Source organism: Micromonospora sp. NPDC051924, assembly GCF_055586005.1.
Genome location: NZ_JBVJJA010000037.1, coordinates 32116 through 55879, shown reverse-complemented (window position 1 = coordinate 55879; position 23764 = coordinate 32116). Strand labels below are relative to the sequence as shown.

The 23764-nt window shown below is 73.1% G+C and carries 21 protein-coding genes; 9 read left to right on the top strand and 12 right to left on the bottom strand.

The window, feature by feature from the left end; translation table 11 throughout:
- Window positions 1-19 precede the first annotated feature (19 nt).
- The 6 genes from ACZ6S5_RS25705 (at window position 20) to ACZ6S5_RS25680 (ending at window position 7682) form a co-directional block, all read left to right on the top strand.
- Window positions 20-1174, top strand: a complete 1155-nt coding sequence (locus tag ACZ6S5_RS25705; protein WP_466004423.1) for an ABC transporter ATP-binding protein — start codon at window positions 20-22, stop codon at window positions 1172-1174.
- The gene (locus ACZ6S5_RS25700; RefSeq protein WP_466004421.1) at window positions 1171-2148 is read left to right on the top strand and encodes an ABC transporter permease; all 978 of its coding nucleotides are present in this window, start codon (window positions 1171-1173) and stop codon (window positions 2146-2148) included. Before ACZ6S5_RS25705 ends, ACZ6S5_RS25700 begins: the two co-directional genes overlap by 4 nt.
- Before the next feature lie 3 nt (window positions 2149-2151).
- Window positions 2152-3186, top strand: a complete 1035-nt coding sequence (locus ACZ6S5_RS25695; protein WP_466004419.1) for an ABC transporter permease — start codon at window positions 2152-2154, stop codon at window positions 3184-3186.
- A complete protein-coding gene (locus ACZ6S5_RS25690; RefSeq protein ID WP_466004417.1) occupies window positions 3183-4190 on the top strand; it encodes an ABC transporter ATP-binding protein in 1008 nt (335 codons plus the stop codon). Before ACZ6S5_RS25695 ends, ACZ6S5_RS25690 begins: the two co-directional genes overlap by 4 nt.
- A gap of 45 nt (window positions 4191-4235) precedes the next feature.
- The gene (locus tag ACZ6S5_RS25685; protein ID WP_466004415.1) at window positions 4236-5645 is read left to right on the top strand and encodes a GH1 family beta-glucosidase; all 1410 of its coding nucleotides are present in this window, start codon (window positions 4236-4238) and stop codon (window positions 5643-5645) included.
- Between the two features lie 150 nt (window positions 5646-5795).
- Complete coding sequence (locus tag ACZ6S5_RS25680) at window positions 5796-7682, top strand: ricin-type beta-trefoil lectin domain protein (protein ID WP_466004413.1); 1887 nt, start codon at window positions 5796-5798, stop codon at window positions 7680-7682.
- Window positions 7683-7745: 63 nt separating this feature from the next.
- Here ACZ6S5_RS25680 and ACZ6S5_RS25675 read toward each other — a convergent pair whose 3' ends face one another.
- Entirely contained in the window at window positions 7746-9038 is a 1293-nt protein-coding gene (locus tag ACZ6S5_RS25675; protein WP_466004411.1) for an ROK family protein, read from the bottom strand.
- 137 nt (window positions 9039-9175) lie between these two features.
- Here ACZ6S5_RS25675 and ACZ6S5_RS25670 point away from each other — a divergent pair, with 137 nt between their 5' ends.
- Window positions 9176-10558, top strand: a complete 1383-nt coding sequence (locus ACZ6S5_RS25670; RefSeq protein ID WP_466004409.1) for a glycosyl hydrolase family 18 protein — start codon at window positions 9176-9178, stop codon at window positions 10556-10558.
- Window positions 10559-10594: 36 nt separating this feature from the next.
- Here the strand turns inward: ACZ6S5_RS25670 and ACZ6S5_RS25665 are convergent, their stop codons facing one another.
- Together ACZ6S5_RS25665 and ACZ6S5_RS25660 are read right to left on the bottom strand one after the other, a co-directional pair.
- Window positions 10595-11062, bottom strand: coding sequence for an HAD domain-containing protein (locus ACZ6S5_RS25665; protein ID WP_466004407.1), 468 nt, complete (start codon window positions 11060-11062; stop codon window positions 10595-10597).
- 181 nt (window positions 11063-11243) lie between these two features.
- Entirely contained in the window at window positions 11244-11564 is a 321-nt protein-coding gene (locus ACZ6S5_RS25660; RefSeq protein WP_466004405.1) for a TraR/DksA family transcriptional regulator, read from the bottom strand.
- A gap of 371 nt (window positions 11565-11935) precedes the next feature.
- Between ACZ6S5_RS25660 and ACZ6S5_RS25655 the strand changes: the two genes are divergently transcribed.
- Window positions 11936-13348 carry a hydrolase gene (locus ACZ6S5_RS25655; RefSeq protein ID WP_466004403.1) on the top strand — a complete coding sequence of 471 codons (1413 nt, stop codon included), beginning with the start codon at window positions 11936-11938 and terminating at the stop codon, window positions 13346-13348.
- Between the two features lie 65 nt (window positions 13349-13413).
- On the opposite strand, the gene ACZ6S5_RS25650 is transcribed toward ACZ6S5_RS25655, so the two are convergent.
- From ACZ6S5_RS25650 to ACZ6S5_RS25640, 3 genes are all read right to left on the bottom strand, one after another.
- Complete coding sequence (locus tag ACZ6S5_RS25650) at window positions 13414-14511, bottom strand: LCP family protein (RefSeq protein ID WP_466004401.1); 1098 nt, start codon at window positions 14509-14511, stop codon at window positions 13414-13416.
- 489 nt (window positions 14512-15000) lie between these two features.
- Window positions 15001-16821: an acid phosphatase gene (gene acpA, locus ACZ6S5_RS25645; protein ID WP_466004400.1), complete on the bottom strand. Its 1821-nt coding sequence runs from the start codon at window positions 16819-16821 to the stop codon at window positions 15001-15003.
- 121 nt (window positions 16822-16942) lie between these two features.
- Window positions 16943-18079: a CaiB/BaiF CoA transferase family protein gene (locus tag ACZ6S5_RS25640; protein WP_466004398.1), complete on the bottom strand. Its 1137-nt coding sequence runs from the start codon at window positions 18077-18079 to the stop codon at window positions 16943-16945.
- 125 nt (window positions 18080-18204) lie between these two features.
- Here ACZ6S5_RS25640 and ACZ6S5_RS25635 point away from each other — a divergent pair, with 125 nt between their 5' ends.
- Window positions 18205-18942: a zf-HC2 domain-containing protein gene (locus ACZ6S5_RS25635; RefSeq protein ID WP_466004396.1), complete on the top strand. Its 738-nt coding sequence runs from the start codon at window positions 18205-18207 to the stop codon at window positions 18940-18942.
- A 23-nt stretch (window positions 18943-18965) separates the two neighbouring features.
- On the opposite strand, the gene ACZ6S5_RS25630 is transcribed toward ACZ6S5_RS25635, so the two are convergent.
- From ACZ6S5_RS25630 to ACZ6S5_RS25605, 6 genes are all read right to left on the bottom strand, one after another.
- Window positions 18966-19541 carry a sigma-70 family RNA polymerase sigma factor gene (locus ACZ6S5_RS25630; protein ID WP_466004394.1) on the bottom strand — a complete coding sequence of 192 codons (576 nt, stop codon included), beginning with the start codon at window positions 19539-19541 and terminating at the stop codon, window positions 18966-18968.
- Window positions 19542-19736: 195 nt separating this feature from the next.
- On the bottom strand, window positions 19737-20447 hold the full coding sequence (locus ACZ6S5_RS25625; RefSeq protein WP_466004392.1) for a DedA family protein: 711 nt from the start codon (window positions 20445-20447) through the stop codon (window positions 19737-19739).
- A gap of 115 nt (window positions 20448-20562) precedes the next feature.
- The gene (locus tag ACZ6S5_RS25620; RefSeq protein ID WP_466004391.1) at window positions 20563-21639 is read right to left on the bottom strand and encodes an NYN domain-containing protein; all 1077 of its coding nucleotides are present in this window, start codon (window positions 21637-21639) and stop codon (window positions 20563-20565) included.
- Window positions 21640-21661: 22 nt separating this feature from the next.
- The gene (locus ACZ6S5_RS25615; RefSeq protein ID WP_466004390.1) at window positions 21662-22135 is read right to left on the bottom strand and encodes a molybdenum cofactor biosysynthesis protein; all 474 of its coding nucleotides are present in this window, start codon (window positions 22133-22135) and stop codon (window positions 21662-21664) included.
- A gap of 79 nt (window positions 22136-22214) precedes the next feature.
- Complete coding sequence (locus tag ACZ6S5_RS25610; protein WP_466004389.1) at window positions 22215-22649, bottom strand: PPC domain-containing DNA-binding protein; 435 nt, start codon at window positions 22647-22649, stop codon at window positions 22215-22217.
- Window positions 22650-22682: 33 nt separating this feature from the next.
- On the bottom strand, window positions 22683-23762 hold the full coding sequence (locus ACZ6S5_RS25605; protein ID WP_466004387.1) for an enolase C-terminal domain-like protein: 1080 nt from the start codon (window positions 23760-23762) through the stop codon (window positions 22683-22685).
- Between the last annotated feature and the right edge of the window lie 2 nt (window positions 23763-23764).

The following is a 23764-nucleotide window of genomic DNA, read 5'->3' as shown; positions in this document are numbered from 1 at the left end:
CCCCAGACAGGAACTCGGCATGACGTTGAGCGACAGCGCGGCGGCGCCGGCCGACGAGGTGGTGCTGGAGGCCGTCGGCCTGACCAAGCACTTCCCCGTCCGCAGGCGGCTGCGTGACCTCTTCACCCGTACGCCGGCGGTCGTGCACGCCGTCGACGACGTGACGTTCGCGCTGCGTCGTGGCCAGGTGACCGCGCTGGTCGGGGAATCCGGCTCCGGCAAGTCCACCGTGGCCCGGCTGCTGGCCCAGCTCTACCCGCGCACCGCCGGCGACGTCCGCCTGCACGGCAGGTCGACCCGGGTGCGCGGCGGCCGGGCGTTCCGGGCCTACGTACGACGGGTCCAGCTGATCCTGCAGGACCCGTTCGCGTCCTTGAACCCGGTGCACACCGTCCGCTACCACCTCACCCGATCGCTGCGGATCCACGGCAACGCGGGCCGGACCGACGCGGACCTGGACCAGGCCCTCGCCGACCTGCTCACCCGGGTCCGCCTCACCCCGCCCGAGCGCTTCCTGGACGTGTTCCCGCACGAACTCTCCGGCGGCCAGCGGCAGCGCGTCGCCATCGCCCGGGCGCTCGGCGCGAACCCGGAGGTGCTGCTCGCCGACGAGCCCGTCTCCATGCTCGACGTCTCGATCCGGCTCGGCGTGCTCAACCTGCTCCAGGACCTCAAGGAGCGGCTCAACCTCGCCATCCTCTACATCACCCACGACATCGCCTCGGCCCGCTACTTCGCCGACGAGACGATCGTCATGTACGCCGGCCGCATGGTCGAGGGCGGCGACAGCGAGACGATCACCCAGCAGCCGGCCCACCCGTACACCCGGCTGCTCATCGAGTCCGCGCCCGACCCCGACCGCATCACCGGCGACGATGCCGACGAGACCGCCGGGAAGGACCGCGGTCAGGGCGAGCCGCCGAGCCTGATCCGCCCGCCCACCGGCTGCCGGTTCCACCCCCGCTGCCCGCACGCCATGCCCCGCTGCACCGCGGACCTGCCGCCCCGGCTGACCATCGCCGACCGGCCCGGCCACTGGGCGGCGTGCTGGCTCTACGACCCGGCCGCCGTCGCCGCCGACGTGCCCGGCTCCGCCGTTCCCGACGCCGACCCGACCGTGCCGCCACCGCCGGCCGCGCAGGAAGGCGCCGCCACCCTGGGTGAGGCACGATGAGATTCCTCCTGCAACGCACGATCTTCTATCTGTTCACCGCGTGGGCGGCGATCACGCTCAACTTCTTCATCCCGCGGCTGGTGCCGGGAGACCCGGTCCAGTCGCTGATCTCGCGCAACCAGGGCCGGATCAGCGCCGACGCGATCCAGTCGTTGCGCGTGCTGTTCGGGCTGGACAAGAACGAGAACGTCTGGGAGCAGTACCTCGACTACTGGCGGCAACTCTTCCACGGTGACCTCGGTCTGTCGTTCACCTTCTTCCCGACGCCGGTGTCCACGGTGATCGGCGACAGCCTGCCGTGGACGGTGTGTCTGGTGGGCATCACCACGATCGTCAGCTTCCTGCTCGGCACCGCGCTCGGCGTCGGCGCCGGCTGGCGGCGCGGCTCATGGATCGACGCGCTGCTGCCGGCCACCACGTTCCTGTCCTCGATCCCGTACTTCTGGCTGGGTCTCGTCGCCATCGCGGTGTTCACCGGGCCGGGGAGTTTCTTCCCGTCCTCCGGCGGCTACGAGCCGGGACTGGTGCCGGCGTTCGACCAGTACTTCATCCCGAGCGCGATCCAGCACAGCGTCCTGCCCGCCGCCACCATCCTGGTCTCCTCGATGAGCGGCTGGATCCTCAGCATGCGCAACATGATGGTCACCGTCTCGTCGGAGGACTACATCACGGTCGCCCACGCGAAGGGTCTGCCGGAGCGCCGGGTCGCACTCAGCTACGCCGCCCGCAACGCGCTGCTGCCCAACGTCTCCGGATTCGCGCTGTCGCTCGGGTTCATCGTCGGCGGCACGCTCCTGGTGGAGATCGTCTTCTCCTACCCGGGCCTCGGCTACCAGCTCTTCCAGGCGGTCGGCTACAAGGACTACCCGCTGATGCAGGGGATCTTCCTGATCATCACGATCTCGGTGCTGGTGGCGAACCTGCTGGCCGACGTCGCGTACCTGCTTCTCGACCCGCGCACCCGAAAGAGCTGAGCGATGGCAATCTCACCGTCGAGCATCGAACAGGTCATCCCCGGCCAGGGGGCGATGGCCCAGCCGTCGGCCGTGCCGGGCCGGGCGAAGCGGCGCCGGTTCCGCTTCCTGGCCAACGCCAAGGCCGCGACCGGCGTGGTGATCCTGGCCGGCTACTGCCTCTTCGCGGTCATCGGGCCGTGGGTGGCGCCGTACGACCCGGACGCCCGCAGCGGCGACGTCCTGCAGGCGCCCTCGGCCCGGCACTGGTTCGGCACCACGCACCTCGGTCAGGACATCTTCAGCCAGATCCTGGTCGGCGCACGCAGCGTCATGGTGGTGGGCCTGATCGCCGGGGTGCTGGCGACGATCCTGTCCATCCTCATCGGCGTGACGGCCGGCTATCTCGGCGGGGCCGCCGACGAGGGGCTGTCGGCCCTGTCCAACGTGTTCCTGGTCATCCCCGCGCTGCCGCTGATCATCATCGTCACGTCGATCGTCGAACAGGCCAGTGACACGCTGGTCGCGCTGATCATCGGCCTCACGTCGTGGGCGTGGGGCGCCCGCGTGCTGCGCGCGCAGACGCTGTCGCTGCGCCGCCGGGACTACGTCGAGGCGGCGCGGGCCACCGGCGAGCGGACCGGGCGGATCATCCTGTTCGAGATCCTGCCCAACCTGACCGCGATCATCGCGTCCGGCTTCGTCGGCACGGTCATCTTCGCGGTCATGTCCGAGATCACCCTGGCCTTCATCGGCATCTCGTCGGTCTCGTCCTGGAACTGGGGCACCATCCTGTTCTGGGCACAGGGCCAGCAGGCCCTGGCACAGGGCGCCTGGTGGTGGTTCGTCCCGGCCGGGCTGGCCATCGCGCTGCTCGGCACCGCCCTCGCGCTGATCAACTTCGGCATCGACGAGTTCGTCAGCCCCCGGCTGCGCAGCAGCGGCCGGACCCGGATCCGCACCGCCGACGGGCGTACCGCCCGGATGCGGGTCGGCTTCACCCCCGTGCTGGCGCCGGCCCGCACGGTCCCGGCTCCCCGCAAGGAGGTTGCGCGATGAGCGATCCCGTCCTGGAGATCCGGGGACTGCGCGTCGACTACGGCCTCGGCGACGCGGCGGTGCACGCGGTCCGCGACGTCGACCTGACCCTGCACCGGGGCGAGGTGCTGGGGCTGGCCGGGGAGAGCGGCAGCGGCAAGTCCACCCTGGCGTACGGGCTGACCCGGCTGCTGCCCCCGCCGGGCGTGGTCAGCGGCGGCCAGGTGATCTACCACCCGGTCGACGGGCCACCGGTGGACGTGCTGGCCCTGAGCCCGGCGCAGCTGCGGGCGTTCCGCTGGGCGGAGACCTCGATCGTGTTCCAGGGGGCGATGAACTCGCTCAACCCGGTGCACCGGATCTCCACCCAACTGCTCGACGTGATCAAGGCGCACGAGCCGCGGAGCACGGCGGCGGCGCGGCGGGACCGGGCGCGCGAGCTGCTGCGCCTGGTCGGCATCTCCGCCGACCGACTGGACAGTTACCCGCACCAGCTCTCCGGCGGAATGCGGCAACGCGTCATGATCGCCATGGCGCTGGCGCTGGAGCCGCAGGTCGTCATCATGGACGAGCCGACCACCGCGCTGGACGTGGTGATGCAGCGGCAGATCCTCGGGCAGCTCGCCGAGCTGCGCGAGCGGCTGGGCTTCGCGGTGCTGTTCATCACCCACGACCTGTCGCTGCTGGTCGAGTTCTCCGACCGGATCGCGATCATGTACGGCGGCCGGATCGTCGAGGAGGCGCCCGCCGCGCAGCTGTACCGGCGGGCGCTGCACCCGTACACCGACGGGCTGCTGCACTCCTTCCCCGCGCTGCGCGGCGCGCGCCGCGAGCTCGCCGGCATCCCCGGCTCGCCGCCGGACCTGCGAGCCATGCCGGACGGGTGCGCGTTCCACCCGCGCTGTCCGAAAGCGTTCGACCCGTGCGACAAGGAGTTGCCGCCGCTCGGCCCACCCGGCGACGGGGACCCGCGGCGGAGCGTCGCCTGCTGGCTGCATCCGGCCGCCATGCCGCTGTCCCGCTGACCACCACCGCCCGACCGACCACCCGCACGACTCGCGAGGAGAACCATGGACACCGACCTCACCAGCCCAAGCCTCGGCCAGGCCGACCCGATCGACACCCTGCCGCCGACCTTCCGGTGGGGGGTGGCGACCTCGTCGTACCAGATCGAGGGTGCGGTGGCCGAGGACGGCCGCACGCCGTCCATCTGGGACACGTTCTGCCGCGTCCCCGGGGCGGTGGCGAACGGCGACACCGGCGACGTGGCCTGCGACCACTACCACCGGATGCCGCAGGACGTCGCGCTCATCGCCGACCTGGGCCTGGACACGTACCGGTTCTCGGTGGCCTGGCCCCGCGTGCAGCCGGGCGGGCGCGGCCCGGCGAACCCGGCCGGGGTGGGCTTCTACGACCGGCTGGTCGACGAGCTGCTGGGCCGGGGCGTGGACCCGTGGGTGACGCTCTACCACTGGGACCTGCCGCAGGAACTGGAGGACGCCGGCGGCTGGCCGAACCGGGACACCGCGTACCGGTTCGCCGACTACGCCGAGCTGGTCTTCGCCGCGCTCGGCGACCGGGTGAAGACCTGGACCACGCTGAACGAGCCGTGGTGCTCGGCGATGCTCGGCTACGCGTACGGCCAGCACGCGCCGGGCCGGCGGAACCTGGGCGACGGGATCGCCGCCGTGCACCACCTGCTGCTCGGCCACGGGCTGGCGGCGCAGCGGCTGCGCGCGGCGGCCGGCACGCCGATCGAGCTGGGCATCACCCTCAACCTGGCCCCCGCCGACCCGGCCACCGACTCCCCGGCCGACCGGGACGCCGCCCGGGCCGCCGACGGCCTGGCCAACCGGATCTACCTGGACCCGCTGGTCCACGGCCGCTACCCGGAGGACGTGGTCGCCGACCTGGCCGCCGAGGGGGTCCGCATCCCGGTCGAGGACGGCGACCTGGCGGTCATCGCCACCCCGGTCGACGTGCTCGGGGTGAACTACTACTTCGGGCAGCTGCACTCCGGGGTGGACGAGCAGGGGCGGGAGCGGGACGAGCAGGGCCGGCCGGTGCGCCGCGTGGTCCCCCGGGACCTGCCGCGCACCGCGATGGACTGGGAGATCGTGCCGGAGTCCTTCACCGACCTGCTGGTCCGGCTGCACCGGGACTACCCGGGCGTGCCGCTGGTGATCACCGAGAACGGCGCGGCCTTCGCGGACCGGCCGGACGCCGACGGGTACGTCGCCGACGACGACCGGGTGGCGTACCTGGCCGAGCACCTGCGGGCGGTGGCCCGGGCCCGGCAGGCCGGCGCCGACGTGCGCGGATACTTCGCCTGGTCACTGCTGGACAACTTCGAGTGGGCGTACGGCTACGACAAGCGGTTCGGCATCGTCCGGGTTGACTACGACACCCAGCGGCGCACGCTCAAGCGCAGCGCCCACTGGTACCGGGACACCGTCCGGCGGGTGCGCGGGGACGCCTGATCCCGCTCCGGGACGGCCGCGCGGGCGCTGCCCGGGTGGCCGTCCCGGCGTGCCCGTGCGCCCTGCCGGGGCGCTTTTTTCATGTCTTGACATAAGCAGGTGCGAGGGGTTTTCTCATTCACGGATGTCGATTTTGCGAAGGGAGCATCCGTGTCCCCCACCACCGCCCCCCGGCTCGCCGGCCGGGTCGCCCTGGCGCTCTGCCTGGCCGCCGGCACCGTCGCCCTGTCCCCGCCCCCGGCCGCGCACGCCGCCGGGGAGACCGTCAACGTCTGGCTCACCACCACCTCCGACTCCGGCGGCCGTACCGTGACCCGCGGCCTGCAGCAGCAGAGCCCGCTGGGCTTCGCCGCGTCCAGCGCCGCCGCCACGCACACCGTGACGATCGACGAGAACACCCGCTACCAGCAGTTCGAGGGCGCCGGCGCGTCCATCACCGACACCACCGCCTACCTGCTGCGCGGCGGGCCGGTCAGCGCGGCCACCCGGGACGAGGTGATGCGCAGGCTCTTCAGCCCGACCGACGGCATCGGCCTGTCGTACGTGCGCAACCCGGTCGGCGCCTCGGACCTGTCCCGTCCCGGCAACGTCTCCCTCGACGACACCTGCTGCGACCTGAACGACTTCGGCGCCAACGGGTACGACACCAACGTGGAGCTGCTGACCGCGCAGGCGAAGCAGCTCAACCCGGGCCTGCGGGTGATGGTGGTGCCGTGGAGCGCGCCCGGCTGGATGAAGGACAACGGCCGGATGGACCAGATGGGCTGGCTCAAGTGGGAGTACTACGCCACCTACGCCCAGTACTTCGTGAAGACCATCCAGGCGTACGCGGCCCGGGGTGTCACGGTCGACTACGTGTCGCTGCAGAACGAACCGAACTGCTGCCAGGCGAGCAACCCCACCGCGATGGACTACCCGGGGATGAACTGGAACTCCTCCGGCCTCGTCGAGCTGAGCAAGAACTTCGTCTACCCGGCGTTCCGCAACGCCGGCATCACCACCAAGGTCCTGGTGCACGACTGGAACTACGGCGACTACGGCACCATCGGCTCCGGGCTGCTCGCCGACAGCGCGGTCCGCACCGACCCGCTGTTCGGCGGGATCGCCTGGCACGGCTACTGGGGTGACCCGGCGGTCGGCAGCCAGGTGCACGACCAGTACCCGGCGGTGCCGCAGTTCAGCACCGAGCACTCCGGCGGCACCTGGATCGCCAACCAGCACAACGAGGACATGGCCGACATCGTGAACTACGCCCGGAACTGGAGCCGGAGCGTCGTCAAGTGGAGCCTCGCGGTCAACCAGAACATGGGCCCGCACAACGGCGGCTGCGGCACCTGCACCGGCCTGATCACCGTGCACGAGGGCGACTCCCGGGCCGGGCAGGTCGACTACACGATCGAGTACTACACCACCGGCCACCTGACCAAGTTCGTCAAGCCCGGGGCGTACCGGATCGCCTCCACCGCCAACGCGACGGTGCAGAACGTCGCCTACCGCAACCCGGACGGCTCCAAGGCGCTGATCGCACACAACGGCGGCACCTCGGCCCAGTCGGTGAAGATGGTGTGGGGCGGGCAGTCCTTCACCTACACCCTGCCGGCCCGCACCACCGCCACGTTCACCTGGTCCGGCACCCAGTCCGGCGGGGGCACGCCGAGCGGCCTGATCACCGGCATCGACGGCAAGTGCCTCGACGTCACCGACAACGCCACCGCCGACGGCACGCCGATCCAGATCTGGACCTGCTTCGGTGGGCCGAACCAGCAGTGGACCCGGGCCGCCGACGGCACCCTCCGGTCGCTGGGCAAGTGCCTCGACGTCGCCGGCGGCGGCACCGCCGACGGCACGAAGGTGCAGCTGTGGACCTGCAACGGCACCGCGGCCCAGCAATGGGTCTGGACGTCCGGGCGGGACCTGGTGAACCCGCAGGCCAACAAGTGCCTCGACGTCACCGGCAACACCTCGGCCGACGGCACGAAGACGCAGATCCGGAGCTGCACCGGCGGCGCCAACCAGAAGTGGACGCTGCCGTCCTGAACCCGGCGCCGGGCCGGCGGCTCCCCGCCGGCCCGGCGGCTCAGCGGGTGCGCGCCCCGGGACTCAGGTGGTCCGCGACCGCCGGCGCAGCGGGCCCGCACCCGGCGGCTCGGCGGTGGCGCGCGCCGGCCGCGTCGGCGGGGCCACCCGGACGACCGGCTCGCGGGGCACGCCGCCGTCGCGCAGCAGCCGGGCCATCGGCAGGGTGGCCGCGCCCATCGCGACCGCGTCCGGTCCGAGCCGGCACAGCTCGATCGAGGTCTGCGCGTACGGCTGGCGCAGCGCGTGCCGCGCGGTGGCCTCGCGGATCTGCGGCAGATAGCGCTCGCCCAGGGCGAGGCCGGCCCAGCCGCCGAGCACCACCCGCTCGGGGTTGAAGAGGTTGACCAGGTTCGCCACCCCGGCGCCGAGGTAGCCGACCGTCTCGTCGAGCACCTTGGCGGCGGTGCGGCCGGTCGACCGGAGCAGCTCGCCGAAGGCGGTCTCCTCGTCGCCGCCGGCCGCCGGGCGGCCGCGGTTGGCCTGGCGGAACCGGTCCAGGACGCCCTCCGCCCCGACGTACGCCTCCAGGCAGCCGAGGTTGCCGCAGCGGCAGCGGCGGCCCCCGTACACGATGGTGGTGTGGCCCCACTCGCCGGCGCTGCTGTGCGCGCCGCGGTAGCCGACGCCGTCGGCGACCACGCACGCGCCGACGCCGGAGCCGACCAGCGCGACCACCGCGTGCCGGACGCCCCGGCCTGCGCCGAACCACATCTCGGCCTGGCCGAGGGTCTTCGCGCCGTTGTCGATGTGCACCGGGATGTCGGTGCCGGCACGCAGCATCGCGCCGAGCGGCACACCCTCCCAGCCGAGCGTCTGCGCGTGCACGACCGCGTCGGCGGTCCGCTCGACGGTGCCGGAGACGGCGACGCCGAAGCCGAGCACGGCGGCCGGGTCGACGCCGGCCTGTTCGACCACCGCGTCGAGGCCGTGCAGCAGGTGGCGGGCCACGTCCTGCGGGTCGGGGTCGGCGGCGGCGATCGGGTACTCGGCCTTGGCGAGGGCGGTCATCGCGAGGTCGAAGAGCTCGACCTGGACCCGGGTCTCGCCGACGTCGGCGCCGACCAGGTAGCCGTAGCCGGGTGCGACGCGCAGCAGCACCCGCGGCCGGCCGCCGTCGGAGTCGACCGAACCGGCCTCCTCGACCAGCCCCTCGCCGATCATCTCGCCGACCAGGTTGCTCACACTGGCCAGGCTCAGCGCGGTGGTCTGCCCCAGCTCGTGGCGGCTGAGCGGGCCGTCCAGCCAGATCCGGCTGAGCAGCACCGACCGGTTGGCCCGGCGCATGTCGCGCACCGTGGTGCGTCTGGCGTCCACGTCCCGCGCCGTCCTCTCCCCGACCGCCCTGCGGGCGGCCGCATTCACTCCGTGAAGCAAGTGGTGACAGAGTACTGCGCATTTACACTTAACAAAGTTAACTGATAACCTCCGGCGCATCGATGAGGAGGTATGTCATGCGACTTCGACGCGGGTTGACCGCCCTGCTCGGCGGCGCCGTGCTGCTCGCCGTCGGCACCGCCCTGCCGGCCGCCACCGGCCTGGCCGCCACCGCCGGCACCACCGCGCTGGTGTCCTGCGCCGGCGTGCCGGCCTGGGCCGAGGGGGTGACCTGGACCGCCGGCAGCAAGGCCACCTACGCCAACCGGCTCTACCAGGCGCTGCAGACGAACACCCCGCCGGTCGGCGCCGGCTGGACCCCGCCCGCCACCCCGGCGCTCTGGACCGACCTCGGCGCCTGCGACGGCGGGAGCACCCCGTCCCCCACCCCCACCACGTCCTCGCCCTCCCCCACGCCGTCGCCCACCACGTCCCCCTCCCCCACCACGTCACCCACCCCCACGGCGTCGCCGTCGCCCACACCCACCTCGTCCCCGGGCGGGACCACCTGCGCGCCGAAGCCCCGGCCGGCGGGCAAGGTGCTCCAGGGCTACTGGGAGAACTGGGACGGCGCCGCCAACGGGGTGCACCCGGGCCTCGGCTGGACCCCGATCACCGACGCGCGCATCACCGGGCACGGCTACAACGTGGTCACCGCCGCCTTCCCGGTGATCCGCTCCGACGGCACGGTGCTCTGGGAGGACGGCATGGACGCCGGGGTGAAGGTGCCCACCCCCACCGAGATGTGCCAGGCCAAGGCCGCCGGGCTGACCGTCCTGCTCTCCATCGGCGGGGCCACCGCCGGCATCGACCTCAGCTCCAGCGCGGTCGCCGACCGGTTCGTCGCCACCGTGGTGCCGATCCTGAAGAGGTACAACTTCGACGGCATCGACATCGACATCGAGACCGGACTCACGGGCAGCGGGAACATCACCCAGCTCTCCACCTCGCAGGCCAACCTGGTCCGGATCATCGACGGGGTGCTGGCCCAGATGCCGGCCGGCTTCGGACTCACCATGGCCCCGGAGACCGCGTACGTCACCGGCGGCAGCGTCACCTACGGCTCGATCTGGGGCGCGTACCTGCCGATCGTCAAGCGGTACGTCGACAACGGCCGGCTCTGGTGGCTGAACATGCAGTACTACAACGGCAGCATGTACGGCTGCGCCGGCGACTCGTACTCCGCCGGCACGGTGCAGGGCTTCGTCGCCCAGACCAACTGCCTGAACACCGGGCTGGTCGTGCAGGGCACCACCATCCGCGTCCCGTACGACAAGCAGGTGCCCGGTCTGCCCGCCCAGTCCGGGGCCGGCGGCGGGTACCTGAGCCCGTCCTCCGTGGCGCAGGCGTGGAACACGTACCAGGGCGGCCTGAAGGGGCTGATGACCTGGTCGATCAACTGGGACGGGTCGAAGGGCTGGACCTTCGGCGACAACGTCAGGGCTCTCCAGGGCCGGTGATGCCGGCGGGGCCCCGCAGGCGCGCGGGGCCCCGCGTCACCGCCCGGCCAACCAGTCCCGGACGGCGGCGTAGTCGGCGTCGGTGAGGCCCCGGCGCGGGTCCACCCGGTACGCGAGCACCGGGGCGGGATGGTGCGCGGCCAGCCACGCCCGGTCGGCAACGCCGATCTCGTCGTCGATCCAGACGAACGGCCGGCGCCGGGCCCAGTCGGACAGCGCCCGGGTCTTCCAGTGCAGACCGTCGGGCGGAGGGTCGACGTCGGGCCAGTCGACCACCGGCAGCTCGGGCAGCCCGAGCCGGCGGCCGACCACGCGGTTGGCCTCGGCCATCCAGGTCGTCGCCCAGACCAGGTCGCCGGGCAGCGCCCAGAGGCGGACACCGTGCCGCGGATCGAGGCGGCCCAGCAACGGATTCCCCGGGCCGCCGGCCGGGACGGGCGCACCCGCGCCGAACGGGATGAGGGGTCCGTCGACGTCGAGGAAGAGCAGGGGGCGATCGGGCATCCCGCCGACCCTAGCCGCCCGCGGACCTGACCGTGGCCCGACTGATCGGCTGCGACCACGCGCCCACCCTCCACGAGGGCGACACCGTGGACAGCGTCAGCCCGCATCGACTGGCTCGCCGGCCACCTCGACGCCGCGGGATGACGCCGGGCCGCCCTCGGACGGCCCGGCGTGAGCGAGGTCAGCCCTGCTTCTGCTGGCAGGGTACGCAGAAGCGGGCGTGCGGCAGCACCTCCAGGCGCTCCGGCGGGATCTGCGTCCGGCACCGCTCGCAGGTGCCGTAGGCGCCCTCGGCGATGCGGCGCAGCGCGTCACCGATCTGCCCGAGGCTCTGCCGCGTGGTGGCGATCATCGCCGCGCGGGTGTGCGCCTCGCCGGGGTCGCCGGTGTCCGCGGTCAGTTCGGTCAGCCGGGCGGTCTGCGTCTCGAACTCGCTGGTGAGAGTGGCCCGCAGCCGCGCGAGCCACTGCTGGTCGATGCTCTCTCGAATGTCGGTGCCCATGTCGGATCCTTCCTCGGAAAAAGAAAAAGGGCCGAAGCCGGATGGCTTCGCCCTGGTGGCCGTTCGCGGAGTGGGATGCGGTTCTCCGGGCGGGCCACGGTCCGTGGGGATCGGACTGGGCAGGCCGTGCACGGGCGCGACGGCGGCCCGGAGGCCACAGGCAGCGGCCGGCGCCACCGCGGCGACCGCGGTGGGGGTCGACTGACCGGCCCGGACCATGCGGCCACCATAGGCCGGGCCGGCGGGTACGCCAAGGCATTTCCGCGCCGGACGCCGGTTCCGCCGGCGTCGCCCGCTGGACGCCGGTGCGTCACAGGACCGTCGCGACGGCGGCATTTCATATTCATGATCTTCCTTGTACGGTGCCGCTCATGTCCGTACCTATCCGCCATCGGAGCCCGGGAATCCTGGCCGCGCTCCTGCTGGCGTTCACTCCCGCCCTCGCCGCGCCGGCCACCCCCGCCGCCGCGGCAACCACCGTGCACCGGGTCCTGTTCGACAACAGCAAGGCCGAAACGGCCGGCAACGCCGACTGGATCATCAGTACCAGCCAGCCCGATCCGTTGAACCAGAACGCCAACCCGACGACCGAGACCTCCTGGACCGGCGCCATCTCGGCCTGGGGGGTGGCGTTGCAGCGGACCGGCCGGTACAGCCTCAAGACGCTGCCGGCCGGCAGCACCATCACGTACGGCGGCGGTGGCAGCCTCGACCTCGCCAACTTCGACGAGTTCGTGATGCCGGAGCCGAACTCCCCGCTCAGCGCGGCCGAGAAGAGCGCCATCATGCGGTTCGTCCAGAACGGCGGCGGCTTCTTCCTCGTCGTGGACCACACCCAGAGCGACCGGAACAACGACGGCTGGGACTCCGTCCGCATCGCCAACGACCTGTTCAGCAACAACGGCGTGGACAACACCGACCCGTTCGGCATCAGCGTCGACGTCAACAACATCGCCAACGAGAACCCGAAGGCGATCAGCGACGCCACCGACCCGGTGCTGCACGGCCCGTTCGGCACGGTCACCGGCAGCATCATCCGCAACGGCAGCACCCAGACCCTGCACCCGGCCGACAACCCGTCGGTGAAGGGCCTGGTCTACCGGGTCGGCTACAACGGCAACACCGGGGCGGAGTTCTCCGTCGCCACGTTCGGCTCCGGCCGGGTGGCGGTGTGGGGCGACAGCTCCCCGATCGACGACGGCACCGGCCAGTCCGGAAACACCCTCTACAACGGCTGGACCGACCCGGCCGGCACCGACGCCGCGCTGGCGCTGAACGCCACCGAGTGGCTGGCCGGCGGTGGCTCCGGCGGTGGCGGCACCGGCGGTTGCACGGCGGCCCAGCTCCTCGGCAACCCCGGCTTCGAGACCGGCACGGCCGCACCGTGGGCCGCCTCCACCGGCGTGGTGTCCAACTCGGCCAGCGAGCCGCCGCACAGCGGCTCCTGGGACGCCTGGCTCGACGGGTACGGCTCGACCACCACCGACTCGCTCAGCCAGTCGGTCACCATCCCGGCCGGCTGCGCCTCGGCCACCCTGTCGTACTGGTTGCACATCGACACCGCCGAGACCGGCAGCACCGCGTACGACAAGCTGACCGTGACCGTCAACGGCACGACGGTGGCCAGCTGGTCGAACGTCAACGCCGGCAGCGGCTACACCCTACGCAGCGTGAACCTCTCCGGCTACCTCGGCCAGACCGTGACGGTGACGTTCACCGGCACCGAGGACTCCTCGCTGCAGACCTCGTTCGTCATCGACGACACCGCCCTCACCGTCGGCTGACGCCGCGCCGGGCCCGCCGGTGGCTTCCTCCACCACCACCCGGCGGGTCCGGCCACCAGCGGTGGTCAGTGGGCCGTCGTGCTCGGCCCGTTGGCGGCCACCCAGGTCGGGTGGGCCTCGACGAAGGACCCGACGTCGTCCACCTTGACCGCGTGCATCAGCTCCATGCTGGTCGGGCTGAGGATCTCGGCGCTGCCCACCCCCGGGACCGACCGGCTGTTGAAGCTGCCGCCGTTGGTCTTGATGGTGGTGATCGCGTCCGGCTTGATGCCGCGCATGGCGAACGCCCAGTCCTCCAGCGGGATGCCGCCGTCGTCGACGGTCATCGTCTTGCCGACGGCCGTCAGCAGGCCGGGCAGCTTGGTCGGCGAGTTCAGGCCGTCGGTCATCACCTGGTGCAGCACCGCCCGGAGGAACTGCTGCTGGTGGCGCTGCCGGCCGTAGTCGTAGTCGCCGTTGGCCAGCAGGTCCCGCTGCCGCACGAAGTCCAACGAGTCCGCCGGGTTCAGGCAGTGGTTGCCCTTGGTGTAGACGTTCGGGGTGACCCCGGGGATGCGGTGGTTCACCGTGCCGTCGGGATTGATCTTGTACGGCCCTGCCGGCTTGCCGTTCTTGTCGTGCCCCACGTGGATCGAGGTGGTGGTCTCGTCGACGTACAGGCAGACCTTGCCGAGGACCTGGACGATCTGCTTGAACCCCTGGAAGTCGATGATCGCGCCGGCGTCCGGGGTGATCCCGGTGAGGTCGCGGATGGTCAGGGCCAGCAGCTCGAAGCCGTGCGACAGCGCCGCCGGCCCGCTCAGGCCACGGCTGCCGAAGGCGAAGGCGGCGTTGATCTTGTTCTTCCCGCCGCGGTACGGCGTGGCGCCGTTCTCGTACGCGGGGATGTCCACCAGCGAGTCGCGCGGCAGCGAGACCAGGTAGGCCTGACTGTGGTCGGCCGGAATGTGCACCAGGATGATCGAGTCGGACCGGGTGAGCTGGCTGGGGTCCTGGTTCGGCCGGGTGTCGACCCCGACCAGCAGGATGTTCTTCGCACCCGTGATCGTCCGGTGCTGGCGCGGGGCCGCCGCCGCGCCGAGCAGGTTCTGCTGGGTGACCTTGCTGGTCGCGGCGTGCAGCAGGAACTGGCTGCCGCCGAGCGCCACACCGCTGAGCGTCATCAGCGTCGCGCCGGCCGCCACGCACCACCGGGCCCAGCGCGGGGCACGCCGACGCGCCGGCCGCGCGGGCGGGATTGGCGCGTCCGGCCGGTTTGGTCGGTCGGAACGCACGGGGGCGTGCGGCACGAGGTTGCCTCCTGCGGACGGGTTGGTCAAGCGGCACAAGGGTATGCGCCCGAACGGCCCACCGTCTGCCCGCGCAGCTGTGAATCGGCTGGGCGACCCGGCTCTTCCCGAGTTGTTCGACGAATGATCCACAAGAGGTAACGTGCCGGCCACGGCCCCTTCGGCCGCCGCCGCCCGCATGATCCCGACGGACAGCGGGGACACCCCGGCCTGATCCACTCCACATGCCGCAAACAACGGCGTGCGACGCGTCGAACACCGCGACCTGCCGCCGGGCGAACCAACCACGCGCTCGGGCCCGGACCGCACGAAACGGAGCGGGCCGGGACGAGGCGTCCCGGCCCGCTGCGCGTACCCGATCGGTCAGCCGGCCCGGCGGCGGCGGGTGACCGCCAGCGCGGTCGCGCCCGCGGCGACCAGCGCGAGGCCGGCGATCACCAGGCCGGCGACGTCGACGCCGGTGATCGCCAGGCCGCCGCCCTGACCGCCCTGACCGCCCGGGGCAGCCTGGCCACCGCCGGCGCCCCCCTGGTCGTCGTCGCCCTGGTCGTCGCCGCCGTCGCCGAAGGCGGTGGCGAGGCTGGCGACCTTCGCGTCCCGGCCGGTCAGCGGCGCCAGGTGGAACTTCTCCTCGATGGTGGCGAGCACCGAGGTGGTGTCGTGGGCGGTGCGGTCCACGCTGAACGGGGTGGCCAGGCGGGGCGAGATCACCAGGGCCGGGATCCGGGTGCCGGGGCCCCACACGTCGCCCTTCGGCGGGGAGACGTGGTCCCACTGGCCGCCGAACTCGTCGTAGGTGACGATGACCATGGTGTCCTTGGCCTGCTTGCCACCCTCGATGGCCTTGAGCAGCTCGACCAGGTGGTCGCTGCCGGTGGCCTCGGAGGCGTAGCCGGGGTGCTCGTTCTCCTCGCCGACCGGCTTGACGAAACTGACCGGCTTGAGCCTGCCCGCCTTCGCCGCCGCGATGAACTCCACCTCGTCGCGCAGGTGCCGCTCGCGCGCCTCGGTCTCCGGGGCGTACTTCTTGAAGTAGGTGAACGGCTGGTGGTGGAACTGGAAGGTGGCGTCCGGGCAGTTCGGGTAGGCCGCGCCGGTCATGGTGCGCGGGTCGGCGCAGGTCTTGCCGTCGGCGCCGTTCGTCCAGCCGGCGCCGCCGACGTTGCCGGCGGCGTTGTCCCAGCCGCCGGCGTACCAGGCCCAGTCGATCTTCCTGGCCGACAGCCGGTCGCCGATGGTGTCGTAGGTCAGCGCGGGCATCCGCTTCGCGTCCCCCGTGCCCGGGGCGTACGGCTGGTACCAGGGCTGCACGGTGTTCACCGCGTAGTCGCCGCAGACCGCGACCTTGCACGAGCCGTCCGGTTCGGGGGCCTGGGTCAGCGCCCCGTCGTGATAGAGCGTGGTGTCGGTCGGGTGCAGGGGGTAGCTGCTCGGCATGCCGTCCGGGCCCACCACGGCGTTCTTGCCCGCGGCGGTGGCCTTGTCCGTCCACACCGGAGTGCGGGCCGCGATCAGCCACTGGTGGTTGAGGAATGAGCCGCCGAACGCGGCCTGGAAGAAGTTGTCCGCGACGGCGTAGCGCGGCGCGCCGGCCCCGTGCAGGTACCGGTAGATGGGCAGCGACCTCGTGTCGTAGTGGCCCATGGTGAGGCCGATGGCGTCGCTGCCGGTGACGTAGCGGTTCTGCCCACCGCCGTTGATCTGGTACTGCTCCTGGTAGAAGCGGTGCACGAGGTCCTCGGTGCAGCCGCCCGGCGTGCCGGTGCCGGCGAGCCAGCCGTTCGGCTTGTACGGGCCGTTCAGCACCGGGCAGGTGGTGTCCTCGGGCTTGATGTAGTCCTCGATGCCGAACGGCTTGTTGGGGAAGGTGCCGCCGGTGCAGTCGGTCGCGATCGGGGGCAGGTTGACGTCGTTCTGCGGCAGGCAGCCGAGCGCGGTGCCGTCGACGCCGACCTGGGTGGTGTGGGCGGAGTCGGCCCCGGCCAGGCCGTTGACGCCCTCCCAGTCGCCGAAGAGGTTGTCGAAGCTGTGGTTCTCCTCGTAGATGACCACGATGTGCGTGATGCCGGCCAGCGCGTCGCCGGCCGCGAGGGCCGCCGACGGGTTCGGCACGGCGACGGCCGTGACGACGGCCAGCGCGGCGCAGCCGGTGAGCACCCGGCGCGCGTGGGAACGGATGGACACGGATCCTCCCGTGGGACGGGGAACGACGCGGAGCCCAGGGGCGCTTGCCAAACGGCAAACGTCGCCCGGGTAAACCTATCGACCGCGGTGCCCATCCGGAAGCATCCCGGCCGGTCGAGCCTCACTCCGCCAGCCAGGCGCGGATCTCGGCGCCGTGCGCGTCCAGCGCGGGCGGGGGCAGGTGGTAGCGCGGCGGGGTGACCGAGAAGCCGACCGGGTGCCGCACCCCGGGCGCCCCGTCGACCTCGACCACCGGGTCGAGGCCCAGGTCACGGGCCAGCGCGACGCCCCGGTCGAGGGTGTTGATCGGGCTGCACGGCACCCCGGCCGCCCGCAGCTCCCGGAACCAGTCGTCGCCGCCGCGCCGCCGCAGCCGTTCGACCAGCAGCGGCCGCAGCGCGTCCCGGTTGACCGTGCGGTCCTGGTTGCGGCGGAACCGGGGATCATCCGCCAGCTCCGGCACCCCCAGCACCTGGCAGAGGGTACGGAACTGGCGGTCGTTGCCGGCGATCACGACCAGCTCGCCGTCGGCGGTGGGCAGCGGCTCGTACGGGAAGATGCTCGGGTGGGCGTTGCCCATCCGAGCCGGGACCACTCCGGCGGCGACGTGCGCGCTGGCGTGGTTGACCAGCCCGGACAGCGCCGAGGAGAGCAGGTCCACCTCGACGTGCTGGCCGACGCCCGTCCGCTCCCGGTGGCGCAGGGCGGCGAGGATCCCGACCGCGGCGTGCAGTCCGGCGATCACGTCGAACACCGCCACCCCGGCCTTGTACGGCGGGCCGTCGGCGTCGCCGGTGAGGCTCATCAACCCGGAGGCCGCCTGCACCATCAGGTCGTACCCCGGCAGGTCGGCGCCGGCCGCGGCGCCGAAGCCGCTGATCGAGGCGTACACGATCCGGGGGTTGGCGGCCGCGACCCCGGCGTGGTCGAGGCCGAACCGGCGCAGCGCGCCCGGCCGAAAGTTCTGGATCATGACGTCGGCGCGCTCGGCGAGCCGGCGGGCCAGCACCAGGTCGCCGGGGTCGGCGAGGTCGAGCACCACCGAGCGCTTGTTCCGGTTGACGCCCAGGTAGTAGGTGGCGACGCCGTCGCGGACCGGGGGCGCCCAGGTGCGGGTGTCGTCGCCGCCGGGGCCCTCCACCTTGACCACGTCGGCGCCCAGGTCGGCGAGGAGCATGGTGGCGTACGGCCCGGCGAGGATCCGGGAGAAGTCCGCGACCAGCAGGCCGCTCAACGGGCCGGACCGGTCCGCATCCATCGACGTCCCCTTCGCTCGGCGGAGGACCACCATGTCACACCGCCGGGTGCCGGCGGGGTGCCCCGCCCCACCGGTTTCCGGGCACGGTCGGGAACCGGGCGGGCGGCGCCGACGACTACCCGTACATGGCGTGTGAGCAGTGGCGGGAGATCCTGTCGGCGCAGCTGGACGGGGAGGCGACCCGGTCCGAGGCGGCGGCGGCCGAGGAGCACCTGGCCGGCTGCGCCGGCTGCCGGGCCTGGCGCGACGCGGCGGTGGCGGTGACCCGGCGGGCGCGGACGCACGCGGTGCCGCAGCTGCCGGACCTCGTCGACGTGGTGCTCGCGGCGGCGCCCCCGGCGCCGGTGCGGCGGCCCTGGCGGGACCGGGTGTCGCTCGGCCTGCGCACCCTGCTCGGGCTGCTCGGCGCCGTGCAGTTGGTGCTCGGGCTGGCCCAGGTCGGCCGGGACGCCGTCGTCGACCACGTGCACACCTCCGGCCAGCACCTGTGGCACGAGTCCGCGGCGTGGAACGTCGCCGTCGGCGCCGGTTTCCTGGTCGTCGCGGTACGCCGGTCCACCCCGGCCGGGCTGCTGCCGATGCTCAGCGCCTTCGTCGCCACGCTGCTGCTGTTGTCGGTGAACGACCTGATCACCGGCCAGGTGGGGGTGTCGCGGCTGGTCAGCCACGGGTTCCTGCTCGTCGGGTGGGCGGTCATGATGGTGCTCTCCCGGCCCCGCTGGCGGCCGGGTGGCACGCCGCCGCGGCGCGGAAGGTCGGCCGGCCCCGGCTGGTCACTGCGGCTGGAGGAGCCGCCCGAGCCCGCGCCGCTGCGGCTGCTGCCGCCGTACTCCGCCCAGGCCCGCGACCGCCGGGCCGCCTGACCGGCGCCGGACCATGCCCGTGCTCAGACCACCCGGGTGCCCCGGGCCGGGCGGGATCCGTCCTGCCAGGCGGCGACCAGGTCCTCCCGGGCCCGGGCCACCCGGGAGCGGATGGTGCCGACCGGGCAGCCGCACACCTCGGCGGCCTCCGCGTACGACAGGCCGACGACCTGGGTGGCGACGAACGCCTCCCGGCGCTCCGGGGCCAGGGCGGCGACGAGGTGCCGCAGGGTCACCGTGTCGTCACTGCCGGCGGTGACCGCGCCGGCCGCCTCGGCCGCGCTCTGCCAGTCGGGCAGCGCGGCCACCCGGGGCCGGACCGTCGCGGCCCGGACGTGGTCGACCGCGACCCGTCGGGCGATGGTGAAGATCCAGGTCCGGGCGGAGGAGCGGCCGGCGAAGCCGGGCAGGCTCCGCAGCGCGCGCAGGAACGTCTCCTGGGTCAGGTCGTCGGCCTCGCCAGGCCCGGCCAGGTGGGCGAGGAACCGCCACACCGGGCCCTGGAGGGCCCGGACGAAGGCCGCGGCGGCCTGTTGGTCACCCCGCCCGGCCCGCTGCGCCCAGCGGGTCACCTGGTCGTCGTCGGCCTCGGCCGTCATCCGACCGGCCTCCCCCGCCGCCCGCTCACCATCGACGGTACGGAGCGGGGCCTCGCTCGGTTCATCCGCACGGTCCTCCTCCGACCTCACATCCGGCGCGGGCGGCCGTCGCCGCGGCGACGGCCCTCCCGTGTTGGTCGGCGGTGCGGGCGGGAAAGTTCCCGAGCGATGCGCCCGGCGGTGCCGGCGGTCCGGCTAGCGGTCGCCGGTCGAGGCGGGGCGGGGCGTGCCGGTGGGCTCGGTGCGGTGGTCCGCCGGGCCAGCGTGCCGGCGGGTGTGCCGGCGGGCGCGGAGCAGTTGGAGGCCGATCGGCAGCACCGAGACCAGCACGATGCCGAGCAGGATGAACTCGATGTTCGACCGGACGAAGCCGATCTGGCCGAGGAAGTAGCCCAGCACCGTCACGCCGGTGCCCCAGAGCGCGCCGCCGAGGACGTTGTAGACCACGAAGGTGCGGTACCGCATCCGGCTCACCCCGGCGATGATCGGGGTGAACGTCCGGACCACCGGCACGAACCGGGCGAGCACCACCGACCGGGCGCCGTAGCGCGCGAAGAAGTCGTTGGCCCGCTGCACGTTCTGCTGCTTGAACAGCCGGGAGTCGGGGCGGCGGAACAGGCTCGGGCCGACCCGCTTGCCGAACAGGTATCCCACCTGGTCCCCCGCGACGGCGGCCACCGCCACCAGCAGGCAGACCAGCCAGAGCGGCTGGTGCAGGTAGTGGCCGTCGGCGACGAGCAGCCCGGCGGTGAACAGCAGCGAGTCCCCCGGGAAGAAGAAGCCGATCAGCAGGCCGGACTCGGCGAAGACGATGGCGAGGATCCCGACCAGCCCGAACGTGGAGATCAACCACTGGGGGTTCAGGAAGCCGGGACCCGCGGCCGGCAGGGCCAGGGATGGGGACACGGGGACCTCCGGTGAGGTGGGGTGCGGCGGGCGCCCGTCCGCTCACCGGTACGGCGATCAACGGGCTGCCCGAACCGCTACCCCGGCCCACCGGGGTGGAAACGCCGAGCGGCGGTCAGGAGCGCGGCGGGGTGAGCAGGTAGTCGTCGGCGTCCTGGTCCCAGCGCAGGTCGACCACGCCGCTGGTGGCGGCCGCCTTGACGAACTGGAGGAAGCTGCGGTAGCCCAGCTTCTTCTCGCTGAAGTCCGGCCGGGCCCGGCGGAGCTGGTTCTTCAGGCCGGACAGCGCCGCGCTCCCGCCATCCGCGGCCAGGTCCGCGACCACCGCGCGGAGCAGCTCGAAGGCCGCCTCCCGATCGCCCCGTTCCGGCAGCGACACCTCCGGGTCGCCCTTGGCCGGCCCCTCCCCCAGCTCGACCACGTTGTGCTCGGCCAGGTGCCGCAGCAGCTCGCCAAAGGTGCGGAAGCCGTAGTCGGACTCGGTGAACGTGGGATCCTTCCGCAGCAGCGTCCGCTTCAGCCCCGAAGCGGTCACCTCGCCGCTGGAGCTGCCCTGCAGGCCGGCCACCGTCTGCGCCACGAGGACGGCCAGGCGGTCCACGTCCCGGGCGGGTTCCTCCTCCTCCGCCACGGGCGGGACCTCGGGCTGCGGCTCCACCTCGGGCGCGGCCGCCCGGGCCGCCGCCCGGCCCCGCCGGGCGGCAGGGGGGGGCACCTCGATCCCCTCCAGCCGGTCGTAGTAGAGGAACTCGTCGCAGGCGGGCGGGAGCAGCGCCGAGGTGGACTTCTCCACCCCGACGCCGATGACCCGCTTGTTGAGCTCGCGGAGCTTGTGCACGAGCGGGGTGAAGTCGCTGTCGCCGGTGCAGATCACGAAGGTGGAGATGTAGTCCCGCTCGAAGGCCAGCTCGACCGCGTCCACGGCCATCTTGATGTCGGCCGCGTTCTTCCGGGAGGCTCCCATCCGCTGCGGGATCTCGATGAGTTCGACGTGCGAGCGGGTGAGCATGCGCCGGTCCTCGTCGAAGTACGACCAGTCCGCGTACGCCCGGCGCACCACCACCCGGCCGCGCTCGGCGAGCGCGTCGGCGATCGGGCGGAAGTCGAAGGACCTGCCGCCGTGATGGTCGCGTACGCCCAGCGCCAGGTTCTCGTAGTCGAGGAACAGCGCGATCCGGTCTTCCTGATCCACGCCGTTCAGCCTACGCGGACGATCACGTTTCGACCGTGACGGCGAGCCGGCCGACACGGAGCAGACCGTCGGTGAGCGGCTCGCAGCGGACGCCGCCCCGACCCCGCAGCGCCTTCCAGGCGCCGGGCCCGACGGTGACGTCCATCCAGGCGCAGGGGTGGGCCCGGGTGTGCACCCGCAGCCGGACCGGCCCGGCGCCGGAGTCCAGCACCAGCACCCGGCCGACCAGGTCGTCGACGGCGAGGCCGGCGGTCAGCACGTTGCGCCGGACCTGGGTGAGGTCCGCGCCGGGCGGCAGCGACTCCTGCGCGATCAGCGTCACACTCGCCTCCCGATGCGCCGGCTGGCCGAAGTAGCGGTCGCCGACGATGCCGAGGCCGGCCCGGATCCGCACCTCGTCGACCAGTTCGCCGGGCGGGGCGGGTGCCGGGCCGTCCGCCGGGCGGCCCACGAACCGGTGGGCGGGCGAGGCCAGCAGCTGGACGATCCGGGGCACGGGTCGAGTCTAGGAAGCCGGGCCCCGGCCCGCGGCCGGGACGGCCGGGCCGGGGTTCGGTGGGCGGATCCGGCGGACGTCAGGAGCCCGAGATCAGCGCCAGGCCGGTCTCCGGGTCGACCCGCTTGGCCAGTTCCGGCGAGACCTCCGAGATGATCACCTCCAGCGTCGGCCAGACCTGGCCGCGCAGCAGGTGGCCGCCGACGGTGCCGCCGTCCGAGCGGCCCAGCACGGCGTGCACGTGCAGGACCGGCGCGCCGTCGTGTTCGGCGACGTCGCCGAGCAGGGAGAGCACCTCGACCTGCTCGGTCACCGGGATGCGCCGGTAGTCGCCGGCCGCGCGGTCGAACCAGCCGACCTCGGCGTCGGCGAACCCGCCGACGGCGGTCACCCGGGCGGCGCGGATCCCCTGCTCGCGCAGCGCGGCGCCGACCGCGGCGACCGCCTCCTCCCCCTTGTCGCAGACCACCACCAGCACCCGCCCGGTCTGGTGGCGTACCTCCCGTGCCCGCATCGGGGCCTCCTCTCCCGGCGGTCCATCGACCGCTCAGCCGATCCGGTACCGCTCCGCGTCGGCGCTCCGCAGGTCCAGGCCGGTGCCGGGCCGGTCGAGCGGGACGGGCACGGCGCCGCCGGTGGCCGGCGCCGCGCCGTCGAAGAACATCGACTCGATCCGTACGTGGTCGTGGAACCACTCGACGTGCCGCAGGTTGGGGGTGGCGGCGGCGACCGCGAGGTGCTGGTGCGGGGCGCAGTGCGCGGACACCTCGAGGCCGGCCGCCGCGGCCACCGCCGCCGCCCGCAGGAACTCGGTGATCCCGCCGCACCGGGTGACGTCGATCTGGAGGCAGTCGACGTACGGGGCCATCCGGTGGAAGTAGACGAGGTCGAAGCCGTACTCGCCGGCCGCCACGTCGGGCAGGACCTGGTCGCGGACCAGTCCGAGGCCGGGCAGGTCGTCCGAGCTGACCGGCTCCTCGTACCACCGCACGTCCAGGTCGGCGGCGGCCCGCATCACCCGGACGGCCTGCTTGCGCTGGTATCCGCCGTTGGCGTCGACGTACAGCTCGGCGTCGTCGCCGATGGTCCGCCGGGCGGCGGCCATCCGGGCCAGGTCGCGCGGCACCTCGGTGCCGCCGGACTCGCCGATCTTGATCTTCACGCGGGGGATGCCCTGCTCGTGCACCCAGCCGGCGAGCTGCCGGTGCTGCTGCGCGTCGTCGTAGGTGGTGAAGCCGCCGCTGCCGTACACCGGCACCTGCCGGCGGGCGGTGCCGAGCAGCCGGGCCAGCGGCAGGCCGTGCCGGCGGGCCTTGAGGTCCCAGACCGCGCAGTCGGCGGCGGAGAGCGCCAGCCCGGCCACCCCGGGCCGGCCGGCGTTGCGCAGCCGGCGGCGCATGGCCGACCAGGCCGCCGGCACGTCGTCCGGGTCCAGGTCGGCCACCGCCGGGGCGAGCAGGTCGCGCACCGCCGGCGCGACGGCCGCCGGGCCGTACGTCCAGCCGAGGCCGGTGTGCCCGCCCGCCTCGGCCCGGACCAGGACCAGCGTGGTGGCATCCCAGGCAAGGGTGCCGTCGCCCTCGGGCGCGTCGGTGGGCACCTGGTACGCGGCCGCGGTCAGCCGCACGC

Coding starts and splice junctions, on each gene's coding strand:
- ACZ6S5_RS25705 (WP_466004423.1), top strand. CDS start 20: ATGACGTTGAGCGACAGCGCGGCGGCGCCGGCCGACGAGGTGGTGCTG.
- ACZ6S5_RS25700 (WP_466004421.1), top strand. CDS start 1,171: ATGAGATTCCTCCTGCAACGCACGATCTTCTATCTGTTCACCGCGTGG.
- ACZ6S5_RS25695 (WP_466004419.1), top strand. CDS start 2,152: ATGGCAATCTCACCGTCGAGCATCGAACAGGTCATCCCCGGCCAGGGG.
- ACZ6S5_RS25690 (WP_466004417.1), top strand. CDS start 3,183: ATGAGCGATCCCGTCCTGGAGATCCGGGGACTGCGCGTCGACTACGGC.
- ACZ6S5_RS25685 (WP_466004415.1), top strand. CDS start 4,236: ATGGACACCGACCTCACCAGCCCAAGCCTCGGCCAGGCCGACCCGATC.
- ACZ6S5_RS25670 (WP_466004409.1), top strand. CDS start 9,176: ATGCGACTTCGACGCGGGTTGACCGCCCTGCTCGGCGGCGCCGTGCTG.
- ACZ6S5_RS25665 (WP_466004407.1), bottom strand. CDS start 11,062: ATGCCCGATCGCCCCCTGCTCTTCCTCGACGTCGACGGACCCCTCATC.
- ACZ6S5_RS25660 (WP_466004405.1), bottom strand. CDS start 11,564: ATGGGCACCGACATTCGAGAGAGCATCGACCAGCAGTGGCTCGCGCGG.
- ACZ6S5_RS25655 (WP_466004403.1), top strand. CDS start 11,936: ATGTCCGTACCTATCCGCCATCGGAGCCCGGGAATCCTGGCCGCGCTC.
- ACZ6S5_RS25650 (WP_466004401.1), bottom strand. CDS start 14,511: ATGACGCTCAGCGGTGTGGCGCTCGGCGGCAGCCAGTTCCTGCTGCAC.
- ACZ6S5_RS25640 (WP_466004398.1), bottom strand. CDS start 18,079: ATGGATGCGGACCGGTCCGGCCCGTTGAGCGGCCTGCTGGTCGCGGAC.
- ACZ6S5_RS25635 (WP_466004396.1), top strand. CDS start 18,205: ATGGCGTGTGAGCAGTGGCGGGAGATCCTGTCGGCGCAGCTGGACGGG.
- ACZ6S5_RS25630 (WP_466004394.1), bottom strand. CDS start 19,541: ATGACGGCCGAGGCCGACGACGACCAGGTGACCCGCTGGGCGCAGCGG.
- ACZ6S5_RS25610 (WP_466004389.1), bottom strand. CDS start 22,649: ATGCGGGCACGGGAGGTACGCCACCAGACCGGGCGGGTGCTGGTGGTG.